At 34.4% G+C, this 19,046-nt stretch carries 22 protein-coding genes; 4 read left to right on the top strand and 18 right to left on the bottom strand.

Going from position 1 to position 19,046, the window contains the following annotated elements; all coding sequences use genetic code 11:
• Positions 1–55: 55 nt before the first annotated feature.
• The 10 genes from ACFOY7_RS11155 to ACFOY7_RS11110 form a co-directional block, all read right to left on the bottom strand.
• On the bottom strand, positions 56–496 hold the full coding sequence (locus ACFOY7_RS11155; RefSeq protein WP_390252158.1) for a YtxH domain-containing protein: 441 nt from the start codon (positions 494–496) through the stop codon (positions 56–58).
• Positions 497–515: 19 nt separating this feature from the next.
• Positions 516–923 (bottom strand): DUF948 domain-containing protein, encoded by a 408-nt coding sequence (locus ACFOY7_RS11150; protein ID WP_390252157.1) that lies wholly within the window; start codon positions 921–923, stop codon positions 516–518.
• Between the two features lie 156 nt (positions 924–1,079).
• On the bottom strand, positions 1,080–2,375 hold the full coding sequence (gene murC, locus ACFOY7_RS11145; protein ID WP_390252156.1) for a UDP-N-acetylmuramate--L-alanine ligase: 1,296 nt from the start codon (positions 2,373–2,375) through the stop codon (positions 1,080–1,082).
• Between the two features lie 401 nt (positions 2,376–2,776).
• On the bottom strand, positions 2,777–4,807 hold the full coding sequence (locus tag ACFOY7_RS11140) for a DNA translocase FtsK (protein ID WP_390252155.1): 2,031 nt from the start codon (positions 4,805–4,807) through the stop codon (positions 2,777–2,779).
• Positions 4,808–4,936: 129 nt separating this feature from the next.
• Positions 4,937–5,542, bottom strand: coding sequence for a YtpR family tRNA-binding protein (gene ytpR / locus ACFOY7_RS11135; protein ID WP_390252154.1), 606 nt, complete (start codon positions 5,540–5,542; stop codon positions 4,937–4,939).
• Positions 5,543–5,566: 24 nt separating this feature from the next.
• The gene (locus ACFOY7_RS11130; protein ID WP_390252153.1) at positions 5,567–6,370 is read right to left on the bottom strand and encodes a DUF1444 domain-containing protein; all 804 of its coding nucleotides are present in this window, start codon (positions 6,368–6,370) and stop codon (positions 5,567–5,569) included.
• A gap of 127 nt (positions 6,371–6,497) precedes the next feature.
• The gene (locus ACFOY7_RS11125) at positions 6,498–6,815 is read right to left on the bottom strand and encodes a thioredoxin family protein (RefSeq protein WP_390252152.1); all 318 of its coding nucleotides are present in this window, start codon (positions 6,813–6,815) and stop codon (positions 6,498–6,500) included.
• A 21-nt stretch (positions 6,816–6,836) separates the two neighbouring features.
• Complete coding sequence (locus ACFOY7_RS11120) at positions 6,837–7,364, bottom strand: hypothetical protein (RefSeq protein WP_390252151.1); 528 nt, start codon at positions 7,362–7,364, stop codon at positions 6,837–6,839.
• An 81-nt stretch (positions 7,365–7,445) separates the two neighbouring features.
• Positions 7,446–7,949 (bottom strand): DUF84 family protein, encoded by a 504-nt coding sequence (locus ACFOY7_RS11115; RefSeq protein WP_390252150.1) that lies wholly within the window; start codon positions 7,947–7,949, stop codon positions 7,446–7,448.
• An 8-nt stretch (positions 7,950–7,957) separates the two neighbouring features.
• Entirely contained in the window at positions 7,958–9,025 is a 1,068-nt protein-coding gene (locus ACFOY7_RS11110; protein WP_390252149.1) for a M42 family metallopeptidase, read from the bottom strand.
• 132 nt (positions 9,026–9,157) lie between these two features.
• Between ACFOY7_RS11110 and ACFOY7_RS11105 the strand changes: the two genes are divergently transcribed.
• A complete protein-coding gene (locus tag ACFOY7_RS11105; protein ID WP_390252148.1) occupies positions 9,158–9,475 on the top strand; it encodes a PepSY domain-containing protein in 318 nt (105 codons plus the stop codon).
• A 106-nt stretch (positions 9,476–9,581) separates the two neighbouring features.
• On the opposite strand, the gene trmB is transcribed toward ACFOY7_RS11105, so the two are convergent.
• Positions 9,582–10,220, bottom strand: a complete 639-nt coding sequence (gene trmB, locus ACFOY7_RS11100) for a tRNA (guanosine(46)-N7)-methyltransferase TrmB (RefSeq protein ID WP_390252147.1) — start codon at positions 10,218–10,220, stop codon at positions 9,582–9,584.
• A gap of 126 nt (positions 10,221–10,346) precedes the next feature.
• Here trmB and ACFOY7_RS11095 point away from each other — a divergent pair, with 126 nt between their 5' ends.
• Positions 10,347–10,628, top strand: coding sequence for a YtzH-like family protein (locus tag ACFOY7_RS11095; RefSeq protein ID WP_390252146.1), 282 nt, complete (start codon positions 10,347–10,349; stop codon positions 10,626–10,628).
• Here the strand turns inward: ACFOY7_RS11095 and ACFOY7_RS11090 are convergent.
• From ACFOY7_RS11090 to ACFOY7_RS11075, 4 genes are all read right to left on the bottom strand, one after another.
• Positions 10,609–11,454 carry a phosphotransferase gene (locus ACFOY7_RS11090; protein WP_390252145.1) on the bottom strand — a complete coding sequence of 282 codons (846 nt, stop codon included), beginning with the start codon at positions 11,452–11,454 and terminating at the stop codon, positions 10,609–10,611. The genes ACFOY7_RS11095 and ACFOY7_RS11090 overlap by 20 nt on opposite strands.
• A gap of 112 nt (positions 11,455–11,566) precedes the next feature.
• Complete coding sequence (locus tag ACFOY7_RS11085; protein ID WP_390252144.1) at positions 11,567–12,499, bottom strand: NERD domain-containing protein; 933 nt, start codon at positions 12,497–12,499, stop codon at positions 11,567–11,569.
• Between the two features lie 2 nt (positions 12,500–12,501).
• Positions 12,502–13,071 (bottom strand): RNA 2',3'-cyclic phosphodiesterase, encoded by a 570-nt coding sequence (gene thpR, locus ACFOY7_RS11080; RefSeq protein WP_390252143.1) that lies wholly within the window; start codon positions 13,069–13,071, stop codon positions 12,502–12,504.
• Positions 13,072–14,244, bottom strand: a complete 1,173-nt coding sequence (locus tag ACFOY7_RS11075; RefSeq protein WP_390252142.1) for an ion channel — start codon at positions 14,242–14,244, stop codon at positions 13,072–13,074.
• Between ACFOY7_RS11075 and ACFOY7_RS11070 the strand changes: the two genes are divergently transcribed.
• Positions 14,232–14,450, top strand: coding sequence for an HTH domain-containing protein (locus ACFOY7_RS11070; RefSeq protein ID WP_390252141.1), 219 nt, complete (start codon positions 14,232–14,234; stop codon positions 14,448–14,450). The genes ACFOY7_RS11075 and ACFOY7_RS11070 overlap by 13 nt on opposite strands.
• A gap of 64 nt (positions 14,451–14,514) precedes the next feature.
• On the opposite strand, the gene ACFOY7_RS11065 is transcribed toward ACFOY7_RS11070, so the two are convergent.
• Together ACFOY7_RS11065 and ACFOY7_RS11060 are read right to left on the bottom strand one after the other, a co-directional pair.
• Positions 14,515–15,228 carry a pseudouridine synthase gene (locus tag ACFOY7_RS11065; RefSeq protein ID WP_390252140.1) on the bottom strand — a complete coding sequence of 238 codons (714 nt, stop codon included), beginning with the start codon at positions 15,226–15,228 and terminating at the stop codon, positions 14,515–14,517.
• A gap of 10 nt (positions 15,229–15,238) precedes the next feature.
• Entirely contained in the window at positions 15,239–16,891 is a 1,653-nt protein-coding gene (locus tag ACFOY7_RS11060; RefSeq protein ID WP_390252139.1) for a putative polysaccharide biosynthesis protein, read from the bottom strand.
• Between the two features lie 137 nt (positions 16,892–17,028).
• Between ACFOY7_RS11060 and ACFOY7_RS11055 the strand changes: the two genes are divergently transcribed.
• Positions 17,029–18,288, top strand: coding sequence for a BaiN/RdsA family NAD(P)/FAD-dependent oxidoreductase (locus ACFOY7_RS11055; protein WP_390252138.1), 1,260 nt, complete (start codon positions 17,029–17,031; stop codon positions 18,286–18,288).
• A gap of 68 nt (positions 18,289–18,356) precedes the next feature.
• Here the strand turns inward: ACFOY7_RS11055 and ACFOY7_RS11050 are convergent, their stop codons facing one another.
• Positions 18,357–18,815 (bottom strand): ASCH domain-containing protein, encoded by a 459-nt coding sequence (locus ACFOY7_RS11050; protein WP_390252137.1) that lies wholly within the window; start codon positions 18,813–18,815, stop codon positions 18,357–18,359.
• Between the last annotated feature and the right edge of the window lie 231 nt (positions 18,816–19,046).

Here is a 19,046-nt window from a genome sequence, read left to right as displayed (position 1 = left end):
TCCTGTTAGTGTTTATATGAAAAAACTGCCCAAAGTTAAGGGCAGTTTTTTAAATTTAGATATTTGTTACCCTATCGTCATCTGATTCATCAAATGCTTTTGCAGCATCGTCAATAGCTTTTGCAACTTCCTCTGCTGCTTCTTCTGGGTCTTGTTGACCTTTCATTTTATCTTGAATAGTTGAAGTAGTTTCTTTTAATTTATTTGTTAAGTTTTGTGATTTTTCAGATACAACTTGTCCTAACTGATTAGACTGATCTTTCGCATATCCTTTCCATTCATTGCCTTTTTCATAGGCAACATCTTTCCACTCATAAGCACGGTCTTTTACATAGTTTGCTCCTTGATTGATGTCACCGCGGAGCTCTTTCCCTGACTTAGGGGCAAAGATTAAGGCTAAAGAAGCTCCTACAATTCCGCCAATTAGTGAACCAATCAGAAAATCTTTACTGTTAATATTTTGATTTTCCTCATTGTTATTTTGTTGATTTGTCATTTCTCATTCCTCCAGTTTATTATTTATTTTTATTTCTTTTAAACATTTCAAACACTACAGTACTCCATTTTACCGCTTGTGCTGTAGCTTCTTTATTCTCTTCTGCAACTTTGTTAACAGATTGTGAAACAGTGTTAATGGACTGGCTAAAGCCTTTCACACTTTCCCCAATATTCTTAATACCGTCAACAAGTGTATTCAAACGTGTTGTTTTGTCATTGATATCGTCTGCTAGTGTATTTGTCTTATGAAGCAGGGCTGTTGTCTCTACAGTTATACCCTCCATCTGTTTTTCTAATCCTTCTAAAGTATCAGCAACATTAGACATTGTTCGCTGCGTTTCTTTCAGTACTTTTACCAAATAGACAACTAATACTGCAAATGCTATCGCTGCTATTATCGCTGCTAGGTATCCTATTATTTCCACAATATCACTCCTTAATATGTATCATTCTAAATATTAGTTGATTATAATTATGGTATACCCGATCTCACCATTTCTAAACAATAAAAGAAGGAAAAATGACCCCTTCTTTAATGTAATTCTACAAGAAGATGTATTTTTCCTTTTTTTCTTTTCGGTTTAATCAAAATTTCCTTCATATGCTTCTTGATATTTCTGGATATCTCCAGCTCCCATAAATACTAAAACACTATTTTTATGCTTTTTAAGAACCTCTACTTCATCTATTTCAAGAATCTCACTATTTATAATAAGGGTTTGTAAATCATGAATCGTTAAATCTGATTCTTTTTCGCGGGCCGACCCAAAGATCTCACACAAATATACGGCATCTGCTTGCGATAGAGATTGGCCAAATTCTTTTAAGAAAGTTTTGGTGCGAGTATACGTATGCGGCTGAAAAATAGCTACAATTTCTTTATCCGGGTACTTTTTACTAGCTGCTTCTATTGTTGCTTCGATCTCTTTAGGGTGATGGGCATAATCATCAATTAATATTTGATCATTATAGTTTTTTTCCGAGAACCTGCGTTTGACTCCTTGGAATGAAACCATTTTTTTAATATCTTCCGGATTCATATCTTCGTACTGACAAATGGCAATCACTGCTAGCGCATTTAATATGTTATGTGTACCAAATCCATTAATTTGGAAGGTATCATAATAATCATTGCGTACATGGACATCAAAAGTTGTTTTTTGATCTTCCACTCGAATATTCTTCGCTTGAAAATCATTATTTTCATTTAATCCATAGTAAACAACAGGTACTTTTGCTTGAATTGATTGTAAATACTCATCATCACCACAAGCAACAATACCCTTTTTAACATTATCAGCCATTTCTTGGAAAGAAGAAAAGACATCGTCAATATCTGTAAAATAATCCGGATGATCAAAATCGATATTAGTCATTATCGCATAATCTGGATGATATGCCAGGAAATGTCTTCTATATTCACATGCTTCGAATATAAAGTACTCACTATTTGCATTACCACTACCTGTCCCGTCACCAATTAAGTAAGATATTGGAAAAGTCTGTTTCAGCACATGTGCTAATAACCCTGTCGTTGATGTCTTCCCGTGGGCACCTGTGACTGCAATACTAGTATATTGTTTTAACCACTCACCAAGAAATTCATGATATCTGTAAAAAGGTAAACCCAGACGTTTCGCTTCTTGAATCTCCTCATGATCATCTTTAAAAGCATTCCCAGCTATAATAATCAAGTCGTCTGTAATGTTATCCTTCGAGAAGGGAAATATCGGAATATTTTTCTCTTCAAGCGATTGTTGTGTAAATATATATTTATCAATATCTGATCCTTGCACACTCATACCAGTATCAGCAAGAATTTGAGCTAATGCACTCATACCAGTTCCTTTAATACCAATGAAATGGTAAACTTTCATAAAATGAACCTCCAAAATCTAATCATTAAGTAATTTAGTCATACTTTAAGCATTTATTCATGAACGAATAACATATTCAATTTCTATATATATTGGTTGTAAAAATAGATTTCTCATGTATCGAATGGACCAAAACAGTTATCCCATTCTATTCAAGAATATCAGCATATGTTCACTTATCACTAGAAAAACATAGCTTACCACAAATATTATAGTAAAGCTTCGTTTCTTAACCAATATTTAACATGTATTGGTACAAAGATATAAATTCCTCTGTCTATCATAAATCAATAATCATCAATCGACAAGTAGCTGTTTCTAATACAGAAAGTATTTTAACTAATCAGGAATTCATAGTACCTTATATATAACAAGATAAAATGAAAATCAACCAATGGTGGTTACATATTTAATTCCTGTCGATTAATCAATACCTCTCTTTGTCTACTTCCATTTTGACCTGAGATAATACCATCTTGCTCCATTGTGTCGATAAGTCTTGCAGCACGATTGTAGCCAATTTTAAAACGGCGCTGTAATAAAGATGCACTAGCTCCATTATGTTCTAAAACAAACTCTATCGCCTCATTGTATAACTCATCAACCTCTGATGAAGAGGATACTTGTTCTATTAATTGCTCTTGTTCAAATAAATAATTTGGCTCAGCAATTTGTTTTACAAAGTTCGTTATTCTTTCGATTTCTTCATCTGAGACAAATGCTCCTTGAATCCTCTTCATCTCGCCAGATCCGTTTTCCACGAAGAGCATATCGCCTTTACCTAGTAATTTCTCAGCACCTGCAGTATCTAATATCGTCCTTGAATCAACTTGGGAAGAAACACTAAAAGCGATTCTGGTTGGAACGTTAGCTTTAATTAGCCCTGTAATAACATCAACAGAAGGGCGCTGAGTTGCAATTAAAAGATGCATCCCACATGCTCTTGCTTTTTGTGCAATACGACATATTGCATCCTCAACATCTTGCGGAGAAGTCATCATCAAGTCTGCCAGCTCATCTATAACGATAACTAAATATGGTAGTTTATCTTCATAACGACGGGAACGTTCCATTTTTTCATTGTATCTGGATAAGTCACGTACACTTTCTTTGACAAACTTTTGATACCTTTCTTCCATTTCATTTACTGCCCATTTTAATGCAGACGTAGCTGCTTTCACGTCTGTTATGACTGGTGCAACTAAATGAGGAATATCGTTATATGGTGTAAGTTCCACCATCTTTGGATCAATTAATAAGAATTTAACTTCTTCATAATTGGCTTTATAGAGTAAACTAACCAGGATAGTATTAATACAAACACTTTTCCCTGACCCAGTAGCACCAGCTATAAGTCCATGCGGCATTTTTTGTAAATCCGTAACAATTGGGCTGCCTTCAATATCCGCCCCTAATGCTACAGTTAGAGGTGACGCCGGATTCTGAAAGGTATCAGATTCAAGCATTTTTTGTAAAAAAACAGGTTGGGCTACCTCATTTGGAACTTCTATGCCAATCGTATTTTTACCAGGGATTGGTGCTTCCATACGAATATCCTTCGCAGCTAAATTCAATTTTATATCATCACTTAAATTTTTTATCTTACTAACTTTCACACCTGGTTCTGGTTGAATTTCGAATCTAGTTACAGATGGCCCTTGCGTTACTCCAACCACAGTAGCTTTAATATTAAAATGGTTTAATGTTAATTGCAAAGTTTCTGATTGCTGTTTTACCCAGCTAGTTTGCTCAGTAACAGGATGACTTGGAGTATCATTCAGCAAATGATACGGGACTTTCTTGGTTACAACAGTGTTGTCTGGTTGAGCTTGAGTTTGTTGCATTTTTTCCATTCTTTTTCTTTTATCACGTGGTGTCATCATCACATTAATTGGTCTGCTAAATTTCTTTTTATCTGTATTCACTTGGGAGTTAGGTGTTTCATCCTCTTGCTTATGTAAAGGTTTAACAAGTTCCGGTTCGGTATTATGATTAATATCTGAATATGGCGCAGGATTTTCAATCTTTTCTTCTTTTATCTCTGTATTTTTCTCTTCATAAACCCTATCGTTCTCTGTATTTGTTTCTAGTTTTGTTTCAGTCTTTTTATTACGATTATGATCTATTTTATCATTATTAAGATTAAAACCATGAATTGGTGAAGGAACATGACTAACCTTAAATGGCTTATTTACAGACAGTTCCTTATCAGAGTTATCTTCCCGATCAGGAATAATGTTTCTTTCTTCAGTCTTCTCACGTTTTTTGTGATATACAGGTCGATTGTTTTTAGGATACTGATAAGCTATTTTCGTCTCAATAGACTTTGTTCCATATATACGATTGGAATCTAAGTTGTTTTCATCTTCGGTAGTACCTTCTGAATCTTCCTCAAATAAATGTTCCCATTTATTTTTGATATTTTTCCACATCGTACTTCACTCTCACTTCCTACTTAATAAATGGTACGATTTGTTCTCATCTTATTTATTTTATCATGAATCTTCATGTATGAATAGTTGACAAATGAAAAAGAAAAACCTTTGTCAGACGACAAAGGTTTATATTGTAAACTCTTCACCTATTGGGGTACTTGGTGGCAAAACGTAAATACCTTTTTCTTTAGGTGCATTTGGCAATCCAAGTTCTTTTTGAGAACAAATCATACCAAATGAGTCAACCCCACGTAAATTGGATGGTTTAATTTCTAACCCGCTAGGCATAATTGCACCAATTTTAGCAACGACGACTTTTTGGTCTTTATCGACATTTGGTGCCCCACATACGATTTGTAATTTTTCATTACCTACATCAACTTGACATACACGGAGTTTATCCGCATTCTCATGGGGAGCAATATCTACTACATGCCCTACAAGAAACTTTGGTGATATATCAATATCTAATGCAGTTTCAACCTTATTTTCCTCAAATACTTGTTTTAACCGGTCTAACAATAGGTTATCGAGCTTTAATTTTCCATCCTCTAGTGTAGAAAAATAGCTGGAAGCATGAAAGAGGTTATATCCGATAATTTCATTTGTTTCCTTGTCGAATATCTTCACCACATCATTAAATGTTTCAAAACTAAACTTAGCATGGTCAATCGATTTAATCGGAATAAGTAAAACGTCCCCTACCCCTTTATTATTATAGAATACATACATCTATCCGATTCTTCCTTTCACTTATTATTCTTTTGGTCTATTCTTAGCCAGTATAAATACTGGTTCCAGTTTCTTCTCATCATAAACAAATGGTAACGAAGTGATCGGAACACGTCCTTCTGCGAAAAACTTCATCGTCATTTGAGCTATTATATCATAGCCTGTCTCATTTTTTATGTCCGCAACAATCAATACATCTTGATGTGGTACTGCGACAACTAATTCCCCAATAGCATTTGCCTTCATCTCTTCTAAGAATGATTCATTTAAAATACGACTTGCATCATACCCGTCTTGTGGTGATACAAAGTAGAAATCATTACCGGCAACAGTGTCTTTATTTGGATCGATTGGTAGAGAGCGTACATTAAAAAGGGAAATTTCCTTTAATCTATCTATCGTCCATTCTTGTTCCTGAAGCATCGTCTCATCAATTAATTGATATGTTGAGCCTAGATCTAATGCATAATAGACACTAGTTTCAGCTGTATGTTCTGTGTAAATTAACTTAACCCCTGCTTTTGTCTTTTTCGGAAACGAAGTTGCACGTATGACTGGAAAAATATGTTTTTCCTTTCCATCTAGATGGTGTTGTTGATTCATCATCTTTAATGATTCACTGACATGATATTGAAGCTCTTCTAAAGCAGCTTCCCCTCTGTGTTCATATTTTGCAATAACATTAGGTATTTTTATTGTTACCCCTTGTTTTGTATCTTTCCATTCTACTCGATAAGTATCTTTATCTCGTATAAATGATACTCGCCAATCATCTCTCTGAAAAAGTTCGTCTAATTTCTTTTTCATTTTTATTGTCGTCATTTTCATTTTTACGTCCTCCTTTTAGGAAGAAAACAATCAAAATATATTTTATCATTTTCGTTTATCGTAAAGCAAGAAACTAGCAGACACTTCACATGAAAAGAGCTTACCTTTGTTGATAAGCTCTTTCCCGTCATGAAAATAAATTTGTCAAAAATTTTTCTATCTCTTCCTTCGTCTTACGATCTTTACTAACAAATCGATCTACTTCATTTCCTCTATGAAATGCTAAAAAGCTTGGGATACCGAAGATACCATAATTAGCACAGATGTCGATAAATTGATCACGATCAACCGACACGAACTGATAGCTTGAAAATTGTTCCTCTATCTCTGGTAAGATTGGCTCGATTACACGGCAATCCGGACACCATCCCGCCGTAAATAGAAAGACTACTTTTTCTGAGTCTTTCAATTGTTCGAATTGTTCTTCTGACTGTAATTGTTCCATCTTAATCAACTCCTAGTAATTTTACGTATGATTTTCATATGCTACTGAGTTAGCCATCTTCATCATTTGCTCTGCATCATGGACAAGATTATCCATATCACTAATTGTTGTTATCTTTACCCCGCCAACACCGATTTGTAACTGGTAGGAGTGACCATCATGCTCAATGATACTAATATAGGCAAAGCGATTATCGTCCTCAAAAGCTTCTAATTTTAATTGGTTATCGGAATCCTGAATTGCTTCATAATTTAATTGACTTGTCTCATTCTCAAATGAATTATAAAAAAGAATATAAGTCTGATCTTCTTGTTTTAATAACAAATTATTCGATGTCTCTTCTTCTATCTCATATCCTTCTGGCAAATATAATGAGAAGTCTGTCACTTCATGTGTAGCAGCTTCTTTCTCTTGCTGAAATTGTTCTTCCGCGATCTTCACAGCTTCCTCTAAGACTTGCTCAGTTGGGACAATACTCCATACGCTGATACCTATAAATGCTGCTAGTAATATTATAATAACTACTAGCCCAGCCTTTTCCTGTTTCATCGTAATCCTCCTGATATTTTAGTCCTATTTTCCCCCTTTTATATCATACTTTTTTTTCTCTAATTCTACAAGGAATAATCTCTATTCCTTATAGTATCCCATTTGACCTTTCAACAATCTTACTACATGAATAAACATGTCTTCTCTCGAAATATAGCTATTTGTCAGGATGCCTATAGCACCTAAATGGTGGCGAATATCCTCCATTTTTGTGATTGACTGCATAATTTTTCCTAGTTCTATTCCTGCATTTATTTTCTCTTCAATTGTTTCAGGTAGTGGAATTCTTGCACCACTAGCCACATATATCTCTCCGTTAGGTGTTACTAGAGCACCCCAATTACATAAATATAACCGATCTTTAATACGAGTTACTCCGCCTTCCAGCCCTATACATATGGCTTGGGGAAACATATACTGGCAATTCAAGGCACGGTTAACTGCACCTTCCATTGTTTCTTCATCAGACATAGGCTGTTCATTAATATTAGACTGTACCTCAGCACTGGTTACCTCATTTTCTGTAAAAACAGCTTTAACTGCATGAACTTTTGCTTTATTAGATGAGCCTATAATTATCTTCATTGAAAAGATTATCCTTTTTCTAAAATTGTATTGACAGTTGTTTGATCTGTCGCTCTTACTAACCGGACTAATAACTCTTTTGCTGCCGCATAATCGTCTACATGGATAATAGAAGCATGTGTATGAATGTAACGTGAACAGATGCCAATGACAGCAGAAGGAATGCCTTGATTTGCTACGTGAACTGCTCCCGCATCAGTTCCACCCTGTGAGACAAAATATTGGTAAGGGATATCATGACTTTCCGCTGTATCCAGAACGAATTCGCGTACTCCCCTGTGTGTGATCATTGATCGATCAAATATTCGTAATAGTGCACCTTTACCTAACTGACCGAATTCTTTTTTATCACCGGACATATCATTTGCTGGGGATGCATCTAATGCATAGAATATATCTGGTTTGATGAAATTCGCTGCAACTTTCGCTCCTCGTAAACCTACTTCTTCTTGGACAGTTGCACCAGAAAATAATTGGTTATTTAAATTTTCACCTTCCAGTTCCTTTAATAATTCAATCGCCAAGCCACAGCCATATCTATTATCCCAGGCCTTTGCTAAAATTTTTTTATCATTGGCCATTGGTGTGAATGGTGAGAAAGGAATGATTGATTGACCTGGCTTAATCCCCATCTTCAGAGCATCCGCTTTATCATCTGCTCCAACGTCAATTAACATATTTTTTTGCTCCATTGGTTTTCTTCTCTCTTCCGGTGTTAAATTATGGGGGGGAATTGATCCAACAACACCAATCACCTTCCCAGTGTCTGTATGAATTTCAACCCGTTGAGAGAGAAGAACTTGCGACCACCAACCACCTAATGGTTGGAATCTGACCATACCATTCTCAGTAATTTGTGTTACCATAAATGCTACTTCATCCATATGGCCTGCAACTAATACTTTAGGTCCATTACCATTTTTTACGCCGAATACACCACCTAGACGATCTTGTATTACATCGTCCGCATATTTATGTAATTCCTGTCTCATAAATTGACGCACTTCATGCTCATTTCCTGGTGCACCAGGAAGTTCCGTTAACTTTTTAAATAATTGTAATGTATCTTGGTTCATTTAAACACCTACTTTTATTGTTTTTTTTACTATAACACTTTTTTATTACTAGTAAAAATACTTGCAATTTATGATTGTTTATTTTTACACTAGAGGCATAATATCTGAAAATTTGCATATTGAGGTGATTTTATGAAAACCAAGCAATTAGTATCAGCATTAGGTATAGGTATTTTAATTGGGTATACACTGCGTACAAAGCAAGAGGATTTATGGATAAAGCCTGAAAATGCTCTAAAACTAACAAAACAAAAGTTTCAGCAACACTACGATGTTAGTGGCTCATGGATTTATATGAAAAGAGAACAGTTCTTTCAAAATGGTTTAAGCTATGAAGTATATCATGGGGGCATTACAAAACATGTTGATGGAGAGCACATACCTCTGGAGTTTTTTGTTGATGCTAAGACAGGAACAGTAATTAAAACAAAATTGTCGGAGAGTAAATAAATTTCTATGGAAATATAAACTCCCCATAGATAGTCTTGATCGAATACATCCTGAATCAGGGGTTGTGTCCACACAAAAAAACTGCCGTAGTAATCAGGCAGTTTTTTTATGTGAAACTAATTACACATCGATAAATAGGTTGTCCTTTTGCGGAAAACTTTTCCTCATATTCCGTCATAATATTTGCAGGGTCATCCACTGCATGTAAATCAAGCGTTACTTCTTCTAATTTGCATCCAAATTGTGAAAAACTTACTAGTGAATATTCAAATAATCCTTGATTATCTGTCTTTAAAACAAGCTTTCCATTTTCTTTAAGAATTTTCTTGTACTTTTCCAAAAACGTCTTGTAGGTTAGACGTCTTTTTTCGTGGCGATTTTTTGGCCAGGGGTCAGAAAAATTCAAGTATATCGTTTCCACTTCATTTGGCTCAAATAAATCTAATAAATCTTCAGCATCTTCATTAATTAAACGAATATTTTCACACCCGGATTCTTTTACTTTCTCAACTGCCGAGACGATAATACTTTTTACAACTTCCATTCCGATGAAATTTTTGTTTGGCGACTGTTTAGCCATTCCAGAAATAAACTGGCCTTTCCCTGTTCCTATTTCTAGCTGAAGGGGTTGATTATCTTGAAATACATCTTTCCACATTCCTTTTCGTTCTGTTGGTGTTTGTTCAATTATATCTGTATTTTCTTTTAAATAATCATCTGCCCATGGTTTATGCCTTGCTCTCATTAAAGGTACTCTCCTTTTACATACTTTTTACACACAATCATTATACTCGAAAATTCTTTTCTTACAAAAAAACGAATCGGTATAGTTTTTAACAAAATGACAAAGCTATAAATGAGGTGATAAAATATGGCTTTAAACATACAGAACCAATTAGATCTTCTCCATGATTTGCTTAGCTTACATGCAGAAGAAGGGTGTGGAAGTAACTCGGAATGCGAACAAATCGCAAGACTAATTGATTCCATGCAACAGCAAAATGCCTTACATTTCCCAATAGCTGAGCATATGGAAAATATAAGACAGTATGGAGTAAACGGTGCGAATAGTTCTGAGATCGAACAACATATTTTAAGTCACCAAGCATCATTTGATCAATGGTTACAGTCAATTAAAGATTCCAATCATTAACTTGGTGAAGAAGCTGATTTAGTTCTTTAAAGTGACTAATAGCTTCTTTCTCCCTGTTTTGTTGGACAGACCATGCAATGCCAACTATTTCATCAATAATTAAATACCAGTGCATTCTTTGCATTAAATGATGACTGTTTTCCATGCCATAATAACCTAGCCACAAGTTCCAATCATCTTTTGGAATATAGGACTGTAAAATCCTGCCGATGTCCATTGCAGGGTCTCCTACACGAGCGTTATCCCAATCAATGAGATATAGTTCACCATTTTGGGAAAGCATCCAATTATGATGATTTAAATCACAGTGACATACAACTGTTTCATTAATTGGCATCAGGTGTATACGACTTTCCAAATATTTATAAGCTTTATATAATAAGAAAGATTCTTTCATTTCATCTGTATGTTCAAAGATTTCTCTAACCATTGCTAAACTGTTATCAGGTGTTACTGTAGTTTTCTCTATTCTTAAAAGCATATCTAAAAGTTCTGAGGAACGGTGAATTTTGCTAAGCAATGAAGCTACTTTAGGATGTTGCATTTCTTCCACATTTAATGCTTTACCATCAAGCCATTGTTGTGCAGTCACGACATCACCATTTTCTAAACGTTTCGTCCAGACAAGTTTTGGTACAATTCCTTGTGCGGATAACACTGCTAAGAAAGGGGAAGAGTTACGTTTTAAAAACAACCGTTTTTTATTTGATTGTGCATAATATGCTGCACCTGTCGAGCCACCAGCTGGTTCGATTGTCCAGTCATTTCCTAAAATATGTTCCACAGTTGTCACCCTCAATTCCTCACATAATCTAATAATTAACATTCCATTTTCTCTATCACTATAATATTATAATTTTAATATATTTAAAATAGGGAATAGTAATAATAGATTACCGCAAAACCAGACATAATTTCAAGTATTAATTTATATTTTTCTAAAATTCATAGAAATTGTGTCTATTATTGTCTTCATTTGTCTCTCTTTTTCTTTCCCATTCTGGTCTTGCAAATGCTGTTGTTTCGCAATTCTGCAGAATGACATTAGCTACTTTTAATTGACTATGTTTTAATGGAGATTTTAAGTTCTGTTTCTGCTTAATCCATTCCTCATGCTCCGATTTTCCAATATAATTAATCCGAAACGGCTCTGATTTATATTTGATATTATTCTCTCTGGATAGTATTGTCCTTATAATCGGAAAGTCCAGTTCATGTTTTTTTAAAATGGACTGGATGATTTTCTCTGTCCTTTTTAAAGAAATAACTGGGCTTAATACTTTTGACTGGATATTATTTTCTTCCATATACCAAACTCTATCATCATTTGCTATGATTTCTTTACCAGCAGGCTTCTCAAATACTGTAATTACTTCAATCTCTAACGGACTGATAAGGATTACTTCTCCATCAACCAGATGATTCTTCAGTGTAAAAATAGGAAAGTATAATAATAAAAAGTTATCAGGTAGTCTTTGGAGTAAATATTTTAATAACGTATCTCTTTTATAATCCTTATCCAAAAAGGACATTTCGCTTATAGTAGTGGATGCCCACTTCAATTGAAACATCAGTAACCGATCTAAAAAAAAATGTTTAAGTTCTAATTCCGTGCTTGGTAAATGACTTTGTTCTTCTTTTATTTCATCCAATTCCGGTTCTTTTTGCCTTTTAAAGATACTCCGCCATTTGGACTCTTCTTTAACTTCCACTTCTTTATGAACTATTTCAACATTTTCTTGTTGTTTGATCCATAAAGCTTTTAACCTGTTCCAATTCTCTATTTTCAATCGTGAAAATTGACTAGGATAATGATAAATATCTCTTTCATATCGGGAAATATAGTTTTTTAATTTAATCAATTGGGCCATTTTTATCCCCTCTTTTCCCCTTGGAGTCTGTATATGGCTATTGGCTCATACTTAACCTTGTTACCCAAATTTATTCTATAAATAGCAACTTCTCTGATCTCAAGTTTTATGTTTAGCTCATTTTCGAAAACCGTCTCATCTAACTGTATATTTCTGTCGTTCCATTTTTTAGCTAATGTAATATGTGGCTGATAACTTCTGGTATCTGTCTGTATTTCAAGTTCTCTACATTCATTAGTGACCTTTTTATACAGCTTCATTATTTCAGACTTTTTTTCAACATCTGCCCATAAAACTCTGGGCTGAGCTTTTTTTCCAAATGTTTGGAGACCACCGATCTTTGTTGTAAATGGTTGTATTTCCTCAACAACTCTTAATTTTTCTTGTAGTACTTCCAACTTTTTTTCATTAACAGCACCGAGAAACTGCAAAGTAATATGTAAATCTTGTTCGTGAACCCATATTTTAAATGGGATTGACTTAGCATTTACTATTGCTTGGATCGAAGCAATAGATTTTTTCGTTGTATCGTCAATTTTTATCGCAATAAAATAATGTGGGTCACTTTTCATTTATTCTCCTCCATTTAGTAACTTCTTATGTGTATTTACATCACAAATCACATATAATTCTGCCTCTTTTGGAATCGGATTATCTAACATTCGATTAATGTTCAACTGATCCCTATCTGCAACGAGTGTTGCACCATTTTGGAGTAAATCATTAAACGCTTCTCGATATGTTTGCCATTCTGGTTTGGTCGGAACATAATACAAATCATCACCTTGTGAGCGTCTTAATAATTGTGAGAAAATACTTGATACACCTTTTCTGAATGCTGATCGAACAAATAAGGAAGATATCGTTTCATCAGAAAGGATGAATTCGTCGATATTGATATATTGGAAATTTTTCAGATGATTTTCCTCCATAATCTCTACAATTGTATGCACTTCTGGCGCAATAGACTCGATAGTTGAAACAATCAATAGGGTCTGGCCATCAGCTAACTGACCATTACTAATTTTATCATTTGCAAAAACCAGCACAGATTTCGCTTCTTTTATATTCGCTTTTTCCAATGTATCTATTTCAGAAGCATTTCCTTTTATATAAAAAATATTCGTATCAAGAATTGGTGCTTTATCTAATTGATCTATAATAATAATGTCAATTGTTTCGTCTGTTGCCAGCATCTCCTTAATCGCAAAACTAGCCTTTTGTGACCACCCAATAATAATATAATGCCCTTTTCCATTAAACACAATATCGCCCTCCTGTCTTTTTTTTCGGTAAACGGCAAATGTATCAATAATTTTTCCAATTACGATCCCAATTAAGCCAATCCCGAATATGTATAGAAATAAAGCAATGATTCTACCACTGACCGTAACAGGATAAAGATCACCATAACCAACTGTTGTCACAGTAGTCATTACCCACCAGAAAGCGTCAAAAAATGTTGGAAAAGTTTCTGGTTCTGCCAATACAATTAATGCTGATGTTACCAGTACTAGTAGAATGCTTGAAGTAAATAGTAAATAGTTTGAAACATGAATCGCCTTTCTAATTAATATTTTCAGAATTAGCATAAATTGATCCCCCTGCAATTTTAATTGTCTGTAAATTCTTAATTTTAAAACTAGATAAATATAAGAAACAAGTGTAAAATAGAAGTAACAACTTGAATATGCTTTTATATGGTTACCGATAACTTTTAAGGAGTGATTCTTTGAGTCAATCAACCACCCGCATGCTATCTCGTGCCAAAGCCGTTTATTTATTTATTAAAGAAAATGGTGCTGTCACGACCAGCGAAATAGCAGAAGAATTTGGTATTACAGACCGTACAGCACAACGAGATTTACATTTGTTAGCTTACAACGGGCTCGTCAATAGCCCAAATCGGGGAAGTTGGGAAATCACAAAGAAAAAGGTAAAGATATCTTAGGTAAAGAAGCTTATGAAAAATTGAATGAATATATTTATAAACCAGCATAGTCATGCTGGTTTTTTTACGATTTACTTTCCTTTAATAAGGATAACTCATCAGGGGTGATCTGTCTATATTTCCCAATAGATAAATCAGGATCGAGAATTAATGAGCCCATTGAAAGCCTTTTTAAATAAGTTACTTTTTTACCAACAGCTTCAAACATCCGTTTTACTTGATGGAACTTCCCTTCAGTAATTGTTAGCTCTATTTCAGAAACATTATCTGAAGATAAAATAGCTAATTCTGACGGTTTGGTTATATATCCTCCTATATCTACACCTTTTTTAAAGGAATCAATATCAGAGTTAGTAACCATTCCGTCAATTTTAGCATAATATTTTTTCTGGATATGTTTTTTCGGTGATAGCAAATCATGTGCTAATTGACCATCATTAGTTAGTAATAATAAACCTTCAGTATCTTTATCCAACCTCCCAACAGGAAATGGATGTAATACTTTATCCTTTTGATCTAAAAGATCCAAAACTGTCTTCTGAACTGTATCTTCTGTTGCGGATAGATAGCCAGGTGGTTTGTTCAGCATAAAATACACATATTCCTTATAATTAACTTTCTCTCCATTGCAAATAATAATATCTTCCTCTGGATTAATATTTACATCTGCTTTCTTTGCGATTTCATCATTTACTTTTACTAGCTTTTTTTTTATCAATTGCTTAACATCTTTCCTGCTGCCATATCCAGTGTTTGCGAGTAACTTATCTAAACGCAAGTTCATCCTCCTATCGATTAAATATTCGATCAAGTATCTTAATACGTCTACCTACTATTCGCTCGAACAATGTAGAGGTATACCCTAGGTACAAATATACTCCCCCGCCTAAAGCGACTCCAACTAATGTAATAATCAATGCTTCAAAACGACCATCCTCATATGTAATGAAGTACCCGGCAAGCCATTTCATCAATAAGAGAATTCCTGACATTATTAAAGTAAATATAAACATTAGTATAGAAAGCTTAACAAATTTCTTATATGAAAGCTTTAATGTCACACGAATTTGCCAAAGATTCATTAGCACAGCTATTAATGTTGCAAGTAACGTTGTTATAATTGCTCCCTTCGCTCCAAATGTCTGGATCAAAACTGAATTTAAAAGCAGTTTAACCAATATACCAGCTGAAAGGCTAATTATAGTAAATTGTTGTCTCTCAATCCCTTGCAGTATCGCTGCTGTCACCGTAAAAAAGGCAAACGTTAACGCGGCAGGTGAATACCACGCAAATAACGGACCAGTAATATCAATATGGTCTCCCCCAAATAAAGAAGTGTAAATTTCATGTGAAAGTATAACTAAACCGAACACAGCAGGTAATACAAAAAACATAATTATATGCATCGCCTGATTTATAAGTTTTTTAACATGATTAAGTTCACTCTTTTGATAAGCACTCGTAATTTGTGGTATTAATGCTAGAGATAAGCCTGTTGCAATGGTCACAGGGATAATTACAAGTTTATGACCTTGGACATTAAAACTTGAATAAGCTACATCGGAAATATCATTCAGCCCTACTTCTGCCATTGCATATTGAAACGTTAACTGATCAATAAATTGATATAAAGATGTAGCGATACCTACTAAAACAAACGGACCGGCATATGTAAACAATTCAAAAAGCAATTTATTGATAGGTATCTTTCTTTTGTCTTTTTGCTCGCCCACTTTTCTGGATAGATATCTTTTCCGCTTTACCCAATAACCAGCAAGGACAATCCAAGATGCTATCCCGCCGATAAATGCTGCAAAGGTTGCAAATCCTATTGCTGTAGAGATCGTTCCATCATATACTTTTATTACAATAAAAACTGATACTAAAAGAAATAGAATACGAATAACTTGTTCAATAACTTGGGATACTGCAGTAGGGCCCATTGATTGATTTCCTTGAAAGAATCCTCTCATTATGGACATACTTGGAATAATGATTAACGCAAAACTGATCATTTTTATTGTATTAATGAGATCCTCTTTCGTTACTAAACTTTCCGTACGATCATCCCATGTCAGATTAGCGTAAATATCTGCTCCAAAATACATTAATACGAATGCTATAATCCCTGTAAAAAACATCATGAGAGTTCCTACTTTGAAAATTCTCATACTTGTATAGTAATCATCAATAGAATTATACTTAGAAACAAATTTTGAAACTGCTAAAGGCACACCAACTGTCGAAATACTTAACATTATATTATAAGGAGTATAAGCATAACCATACAGCGTCATCCCTTCTTCTCCAACAAGATTTGTAAAAGGGATCATATAAATCATCCCGAGAAATTTCGATAAGAAACTAGCTCCAGTTAATAGCATCGTTCCACGAATAAAATTTGAACTTGACATATTTTCACCTATATTCTTCTTATTCATATAACGTACCTATTTTATCATAAGTTCTAATTGATTGTTATCGAAAGATGTCATAATAAGGTGTTAATTGTAGTTTTACTCACGATTAAAAATAGTTTATGATTGGAAAGTAAAAATTTTAGAAAAGAGGGTTTTTCATGACATATCAAGTTGTAGTAATTGGTGGAGGACCATCTGGCTTAATGGCTGCAATTGCTGCAGCTGAACAGGGTGCCAAAACGTTGCTAATCGATAAAGGAAAGAAGCTAGGAAAGAAATTAGCGATATCTGGTGGTGGCAGATGCAACGTCACCAACCGGTTACCAGAGGACGAAGTAATTAAACATATACCCGGTAACGGAAAGTTCTTATATAGTGCTTTCTCTACTTTTAATAATTTTGATATAATTGATTTTTTTGAAGGGCTGGGTGTCGGTTTAAAAGAAGAAGACCATGGAAGAATGTTTCCAATTAGTAACAAAGCGCAAGATGTTGTGCAATCATTATTAAATCAGTTAACGAAATTAAATGTTGAAATTAGAACGAAAACTAAAGTGGAAGCAATTGACTATGGAGAGGAATTACATACAGTAATTTTAGAAAACAAGGAGAAAATTATTACGAGATCTGTAATAATTGCTGCTGGTGGAGCTTCTGTTCCCCATACGGGTTCCACTGGTGATGCCTACCCGTGGGCAAAAAAAGCAGGACACACAGTTACAGAGTTATATCCAACTGAAGTACCTATTACATCTAATGAACCATTTATTCGAAATAAAGAACTTCAAGGTTTAGCACTTAGAAATGTTGCCCTGTCTGTATATGATAAGAAAAATAAAAAAGTAGTTACACACCAAATGGACATGTTATTCACTCACTTCGGCATTTCCGGACCTGCAGTTTTGAGATGTTCACAATTTATTGTTAAACTGCTGATGAAAGGAGAAAACTCTGTCCATGTATCGATCGATACTAAACCAGATTATAAACATGAGGACCTATTAGAAGAAATATTGAAGAGTACTAATCAATACCCTAAGAAAAGTATTAAGAATGTACTTAAAGGATATGTTCCAGAAAGATTTTTAGACTTCATATTAAAAAACTGCGGAATTGACTCCCAAACAAATAGTGCAAATATTTCCAGGGAAAAGATTAACTCAATCGTTAAAAATTTCAAAGCATTTTCTTTTTATGTACATGGGAGTTTACCATTAGAGAAAGCATTTGTTACTGGTGGAGGGATTTCTATAAAGGAAATTATCCCAAATACCATGCAATCAAAACTTATGCATGGTTTATACTTCTGTGGAGAAGTTCTTGATATACATGGATATACAGGTGGGTATAATATTACTGCTGCTTTAGTAACTGGCAGAGTGGCCGGAATGCATGCTGCGTGGGAAAGCCTTGGGTAACGTCATAACCTACTACCAATATCAGAGCAGGTTAAAAAGGATAAATAAAAGCATTATCCTTTTTAACCTTACTTAGTATAGATTAATTCAAATCGCTCACAAACAACCGGAATCTTATAATGAAAGTCTTCATTTATCTCGTCATACTCTCTTTTAAAAAAGTCTTCATGAACATTTCGCCAGTAAGCCAGTGTCCTGTCTCCTTCACCTTCTAGATAAGCATGTTCCTCTCCCACTTCATCAAACGGTCTTACCTCAATAGAAGTGGTTTTAATTATCGCCATAGGTTCTCCGTTACCATTTAGAATGATATTATGTAATCCCGGGTATGGTAAAGGTTCTGAGTGTAATTCGTATAACCTATAGTTGGATGCAGTTGCTGTTTTTTTACCTTCTAATACGAGTTGGCCCAATTCATCTGCATGTTGTTTATTACTCCCGAAGCTCCATGCTTCATAAACATTTGGTGCTTGAGGATGTTTTTTCTTATAGTTAGACCAATATGTAAGAATAAGGTTGTCCTCCATTTTCTCATCCCCTTTTATGTATTTGTTATTTTATCTCTCTAGTTTTACTAAGCAATATTAACACAAAAAAACACTGTGAAGTATAAATTTGTATATTTTAACGATTTATAATTATATATGAAAAAAAATACTTTTTAGAAGTGAACTCTAAAAAGTATTTTCCGCCTGGCAACGTCCTACTCTTGCAGGGGCAAAGCCCCAACTACCATGGGCGCTGGAGAGCTTAACTAC

Origin of the sequence: Gracilibacillus xinjiangensis (assembly GCF_042651765.1) — a bacterium.
Classification (GTDB): domain Bacteria; phylum Bacillota; class Bacilli; order Bacillales; family Amphibacillaceae; genus Gracilibacillus; species Gracilibacillus xinjiangensis.
The sequence above is the reverse complement of the archived record's forward strand: the minus strand, read 5'-3'. Positions and strand labels throughout refer to the sequence as shown.

Coding starts and splice junctions, on each gene's coding strand:
- ACFOY7_RS11155 (WP_390252158.1), bottom strand. CDS start 496: ATGACAAATCAACAAAATAACAATGAGGAAAATCAAAATATTAACAGT.
- murC (WP_390252156.1), bottom strand. CDS start 2,375: ATGAAAGTTTACCATTTCATTGGTATTAAAGGAACTGGTATGAGTGCA.
- ACFOY7_RS11140 (WP_390252155.1), bottom strand. CDS start 4,807: ATGTGGAAAAATATCAAAAATAAATGGGAACATTTATTTGAGGAAGAT.
- ytpR (WP_390252154.1), bottom strand. CDS start 5,542: ATGTATGTATTCTATAATAATAAAGGGGTAGGGGACGTTTTACTTATT.
- ACFOY7_RS11130 (WP_390252153.1), bottom strand. CDS start 6,370: ATGAAAATGACGACAATAAAAATGAAAAAGAAATTAGACGAACTTTTT.
- ACFOY7_RS11125 (WP_390252152.1), bottom strand. CDS start 6,815: ATGGAACAATTACAGTCAGAAGAACAATTCGAACAATTGAAAGACTCA.
- ACFOY7_RS11120 (WP_390252151.1), bottom strand. CDS start 7,364: ATGAAACAGGAAAAGGCTGGGCTAGTAGTTATTATAATATTACTAGCA.
- ACFOY7_RS11115 (WP_390252150.1), bottom strand. CDS start 7,949: ATGAAGATAATTATAGGCTCATCTAATAAAGCAAAAGTTCATGCAGTT.
- ACFOY7_RS11110 (WP_390252149.1), bottom strand. CDS start 9,025: ATGAACCAAGATACATTACAATTATTTAAAAAGTTAACGGAACTTCCT.
- ACFOY7_RS11105 (WP_390252148.1), top strand. CDS start 9,158: ATGAAAACCAAGCAATTAGTATCAGCATTAGGTATAGGTATTTTAATT.
- trmB (WP_390252147.1), bottom strand. CDS start 10,220: ATGAGAGCAAGGCATAAACCATGGGCAGATGATTATTTAAAAGAAAAT.
- ACFOY7_RS11095 (WP_390252146.1), top strand. CDS start 10,347: ATGGCTTTAAACATACAGAACCAATTAGATCTTCTCCATGATTTGCTT.
- ACFOY7_RS11090 (WP_390252145.1), bottom strand. CDS start 11,454: ATGTTAATTATTAGATTATGTGAGGAATTGAGGGTGACAACTGTGGAA.
- ACFOY7_RS11085 (WP_390252144.1), bottom strand. CDS start 12,499: ATGGCCCAATTGATTAAATTAAAAAACTATATTTCCCGATATGAAAGA.
- thpR (WP_390252143.1), bottom strand. CDS start 13,071: ATGAAAAGTGACCCACATTATTTTATTGCGATAAAAATTGACGATACA.
- ACFOY7_RS11060 (WP_390252139.1), bottom strand. CDS start 16,891: ATGAATAAGAAGAATATAGGTGAAAATATGTCAAGTTCAAATTTTATT.
- ACFOY7_RS11055 (WP_390252138.1), top strand. CDS start 17,029: ATGACATATCAAGTTGTAGTAATTGGTGGAGGACCATCTGGCTTAATG.
- ACFOY7_RS11050 (WP_390252137.1), bottom strand. CDS start 18,815: ATGGAGGACAACCTTATTCTTACATATTGGTCTAACTATAAGAAAAAA.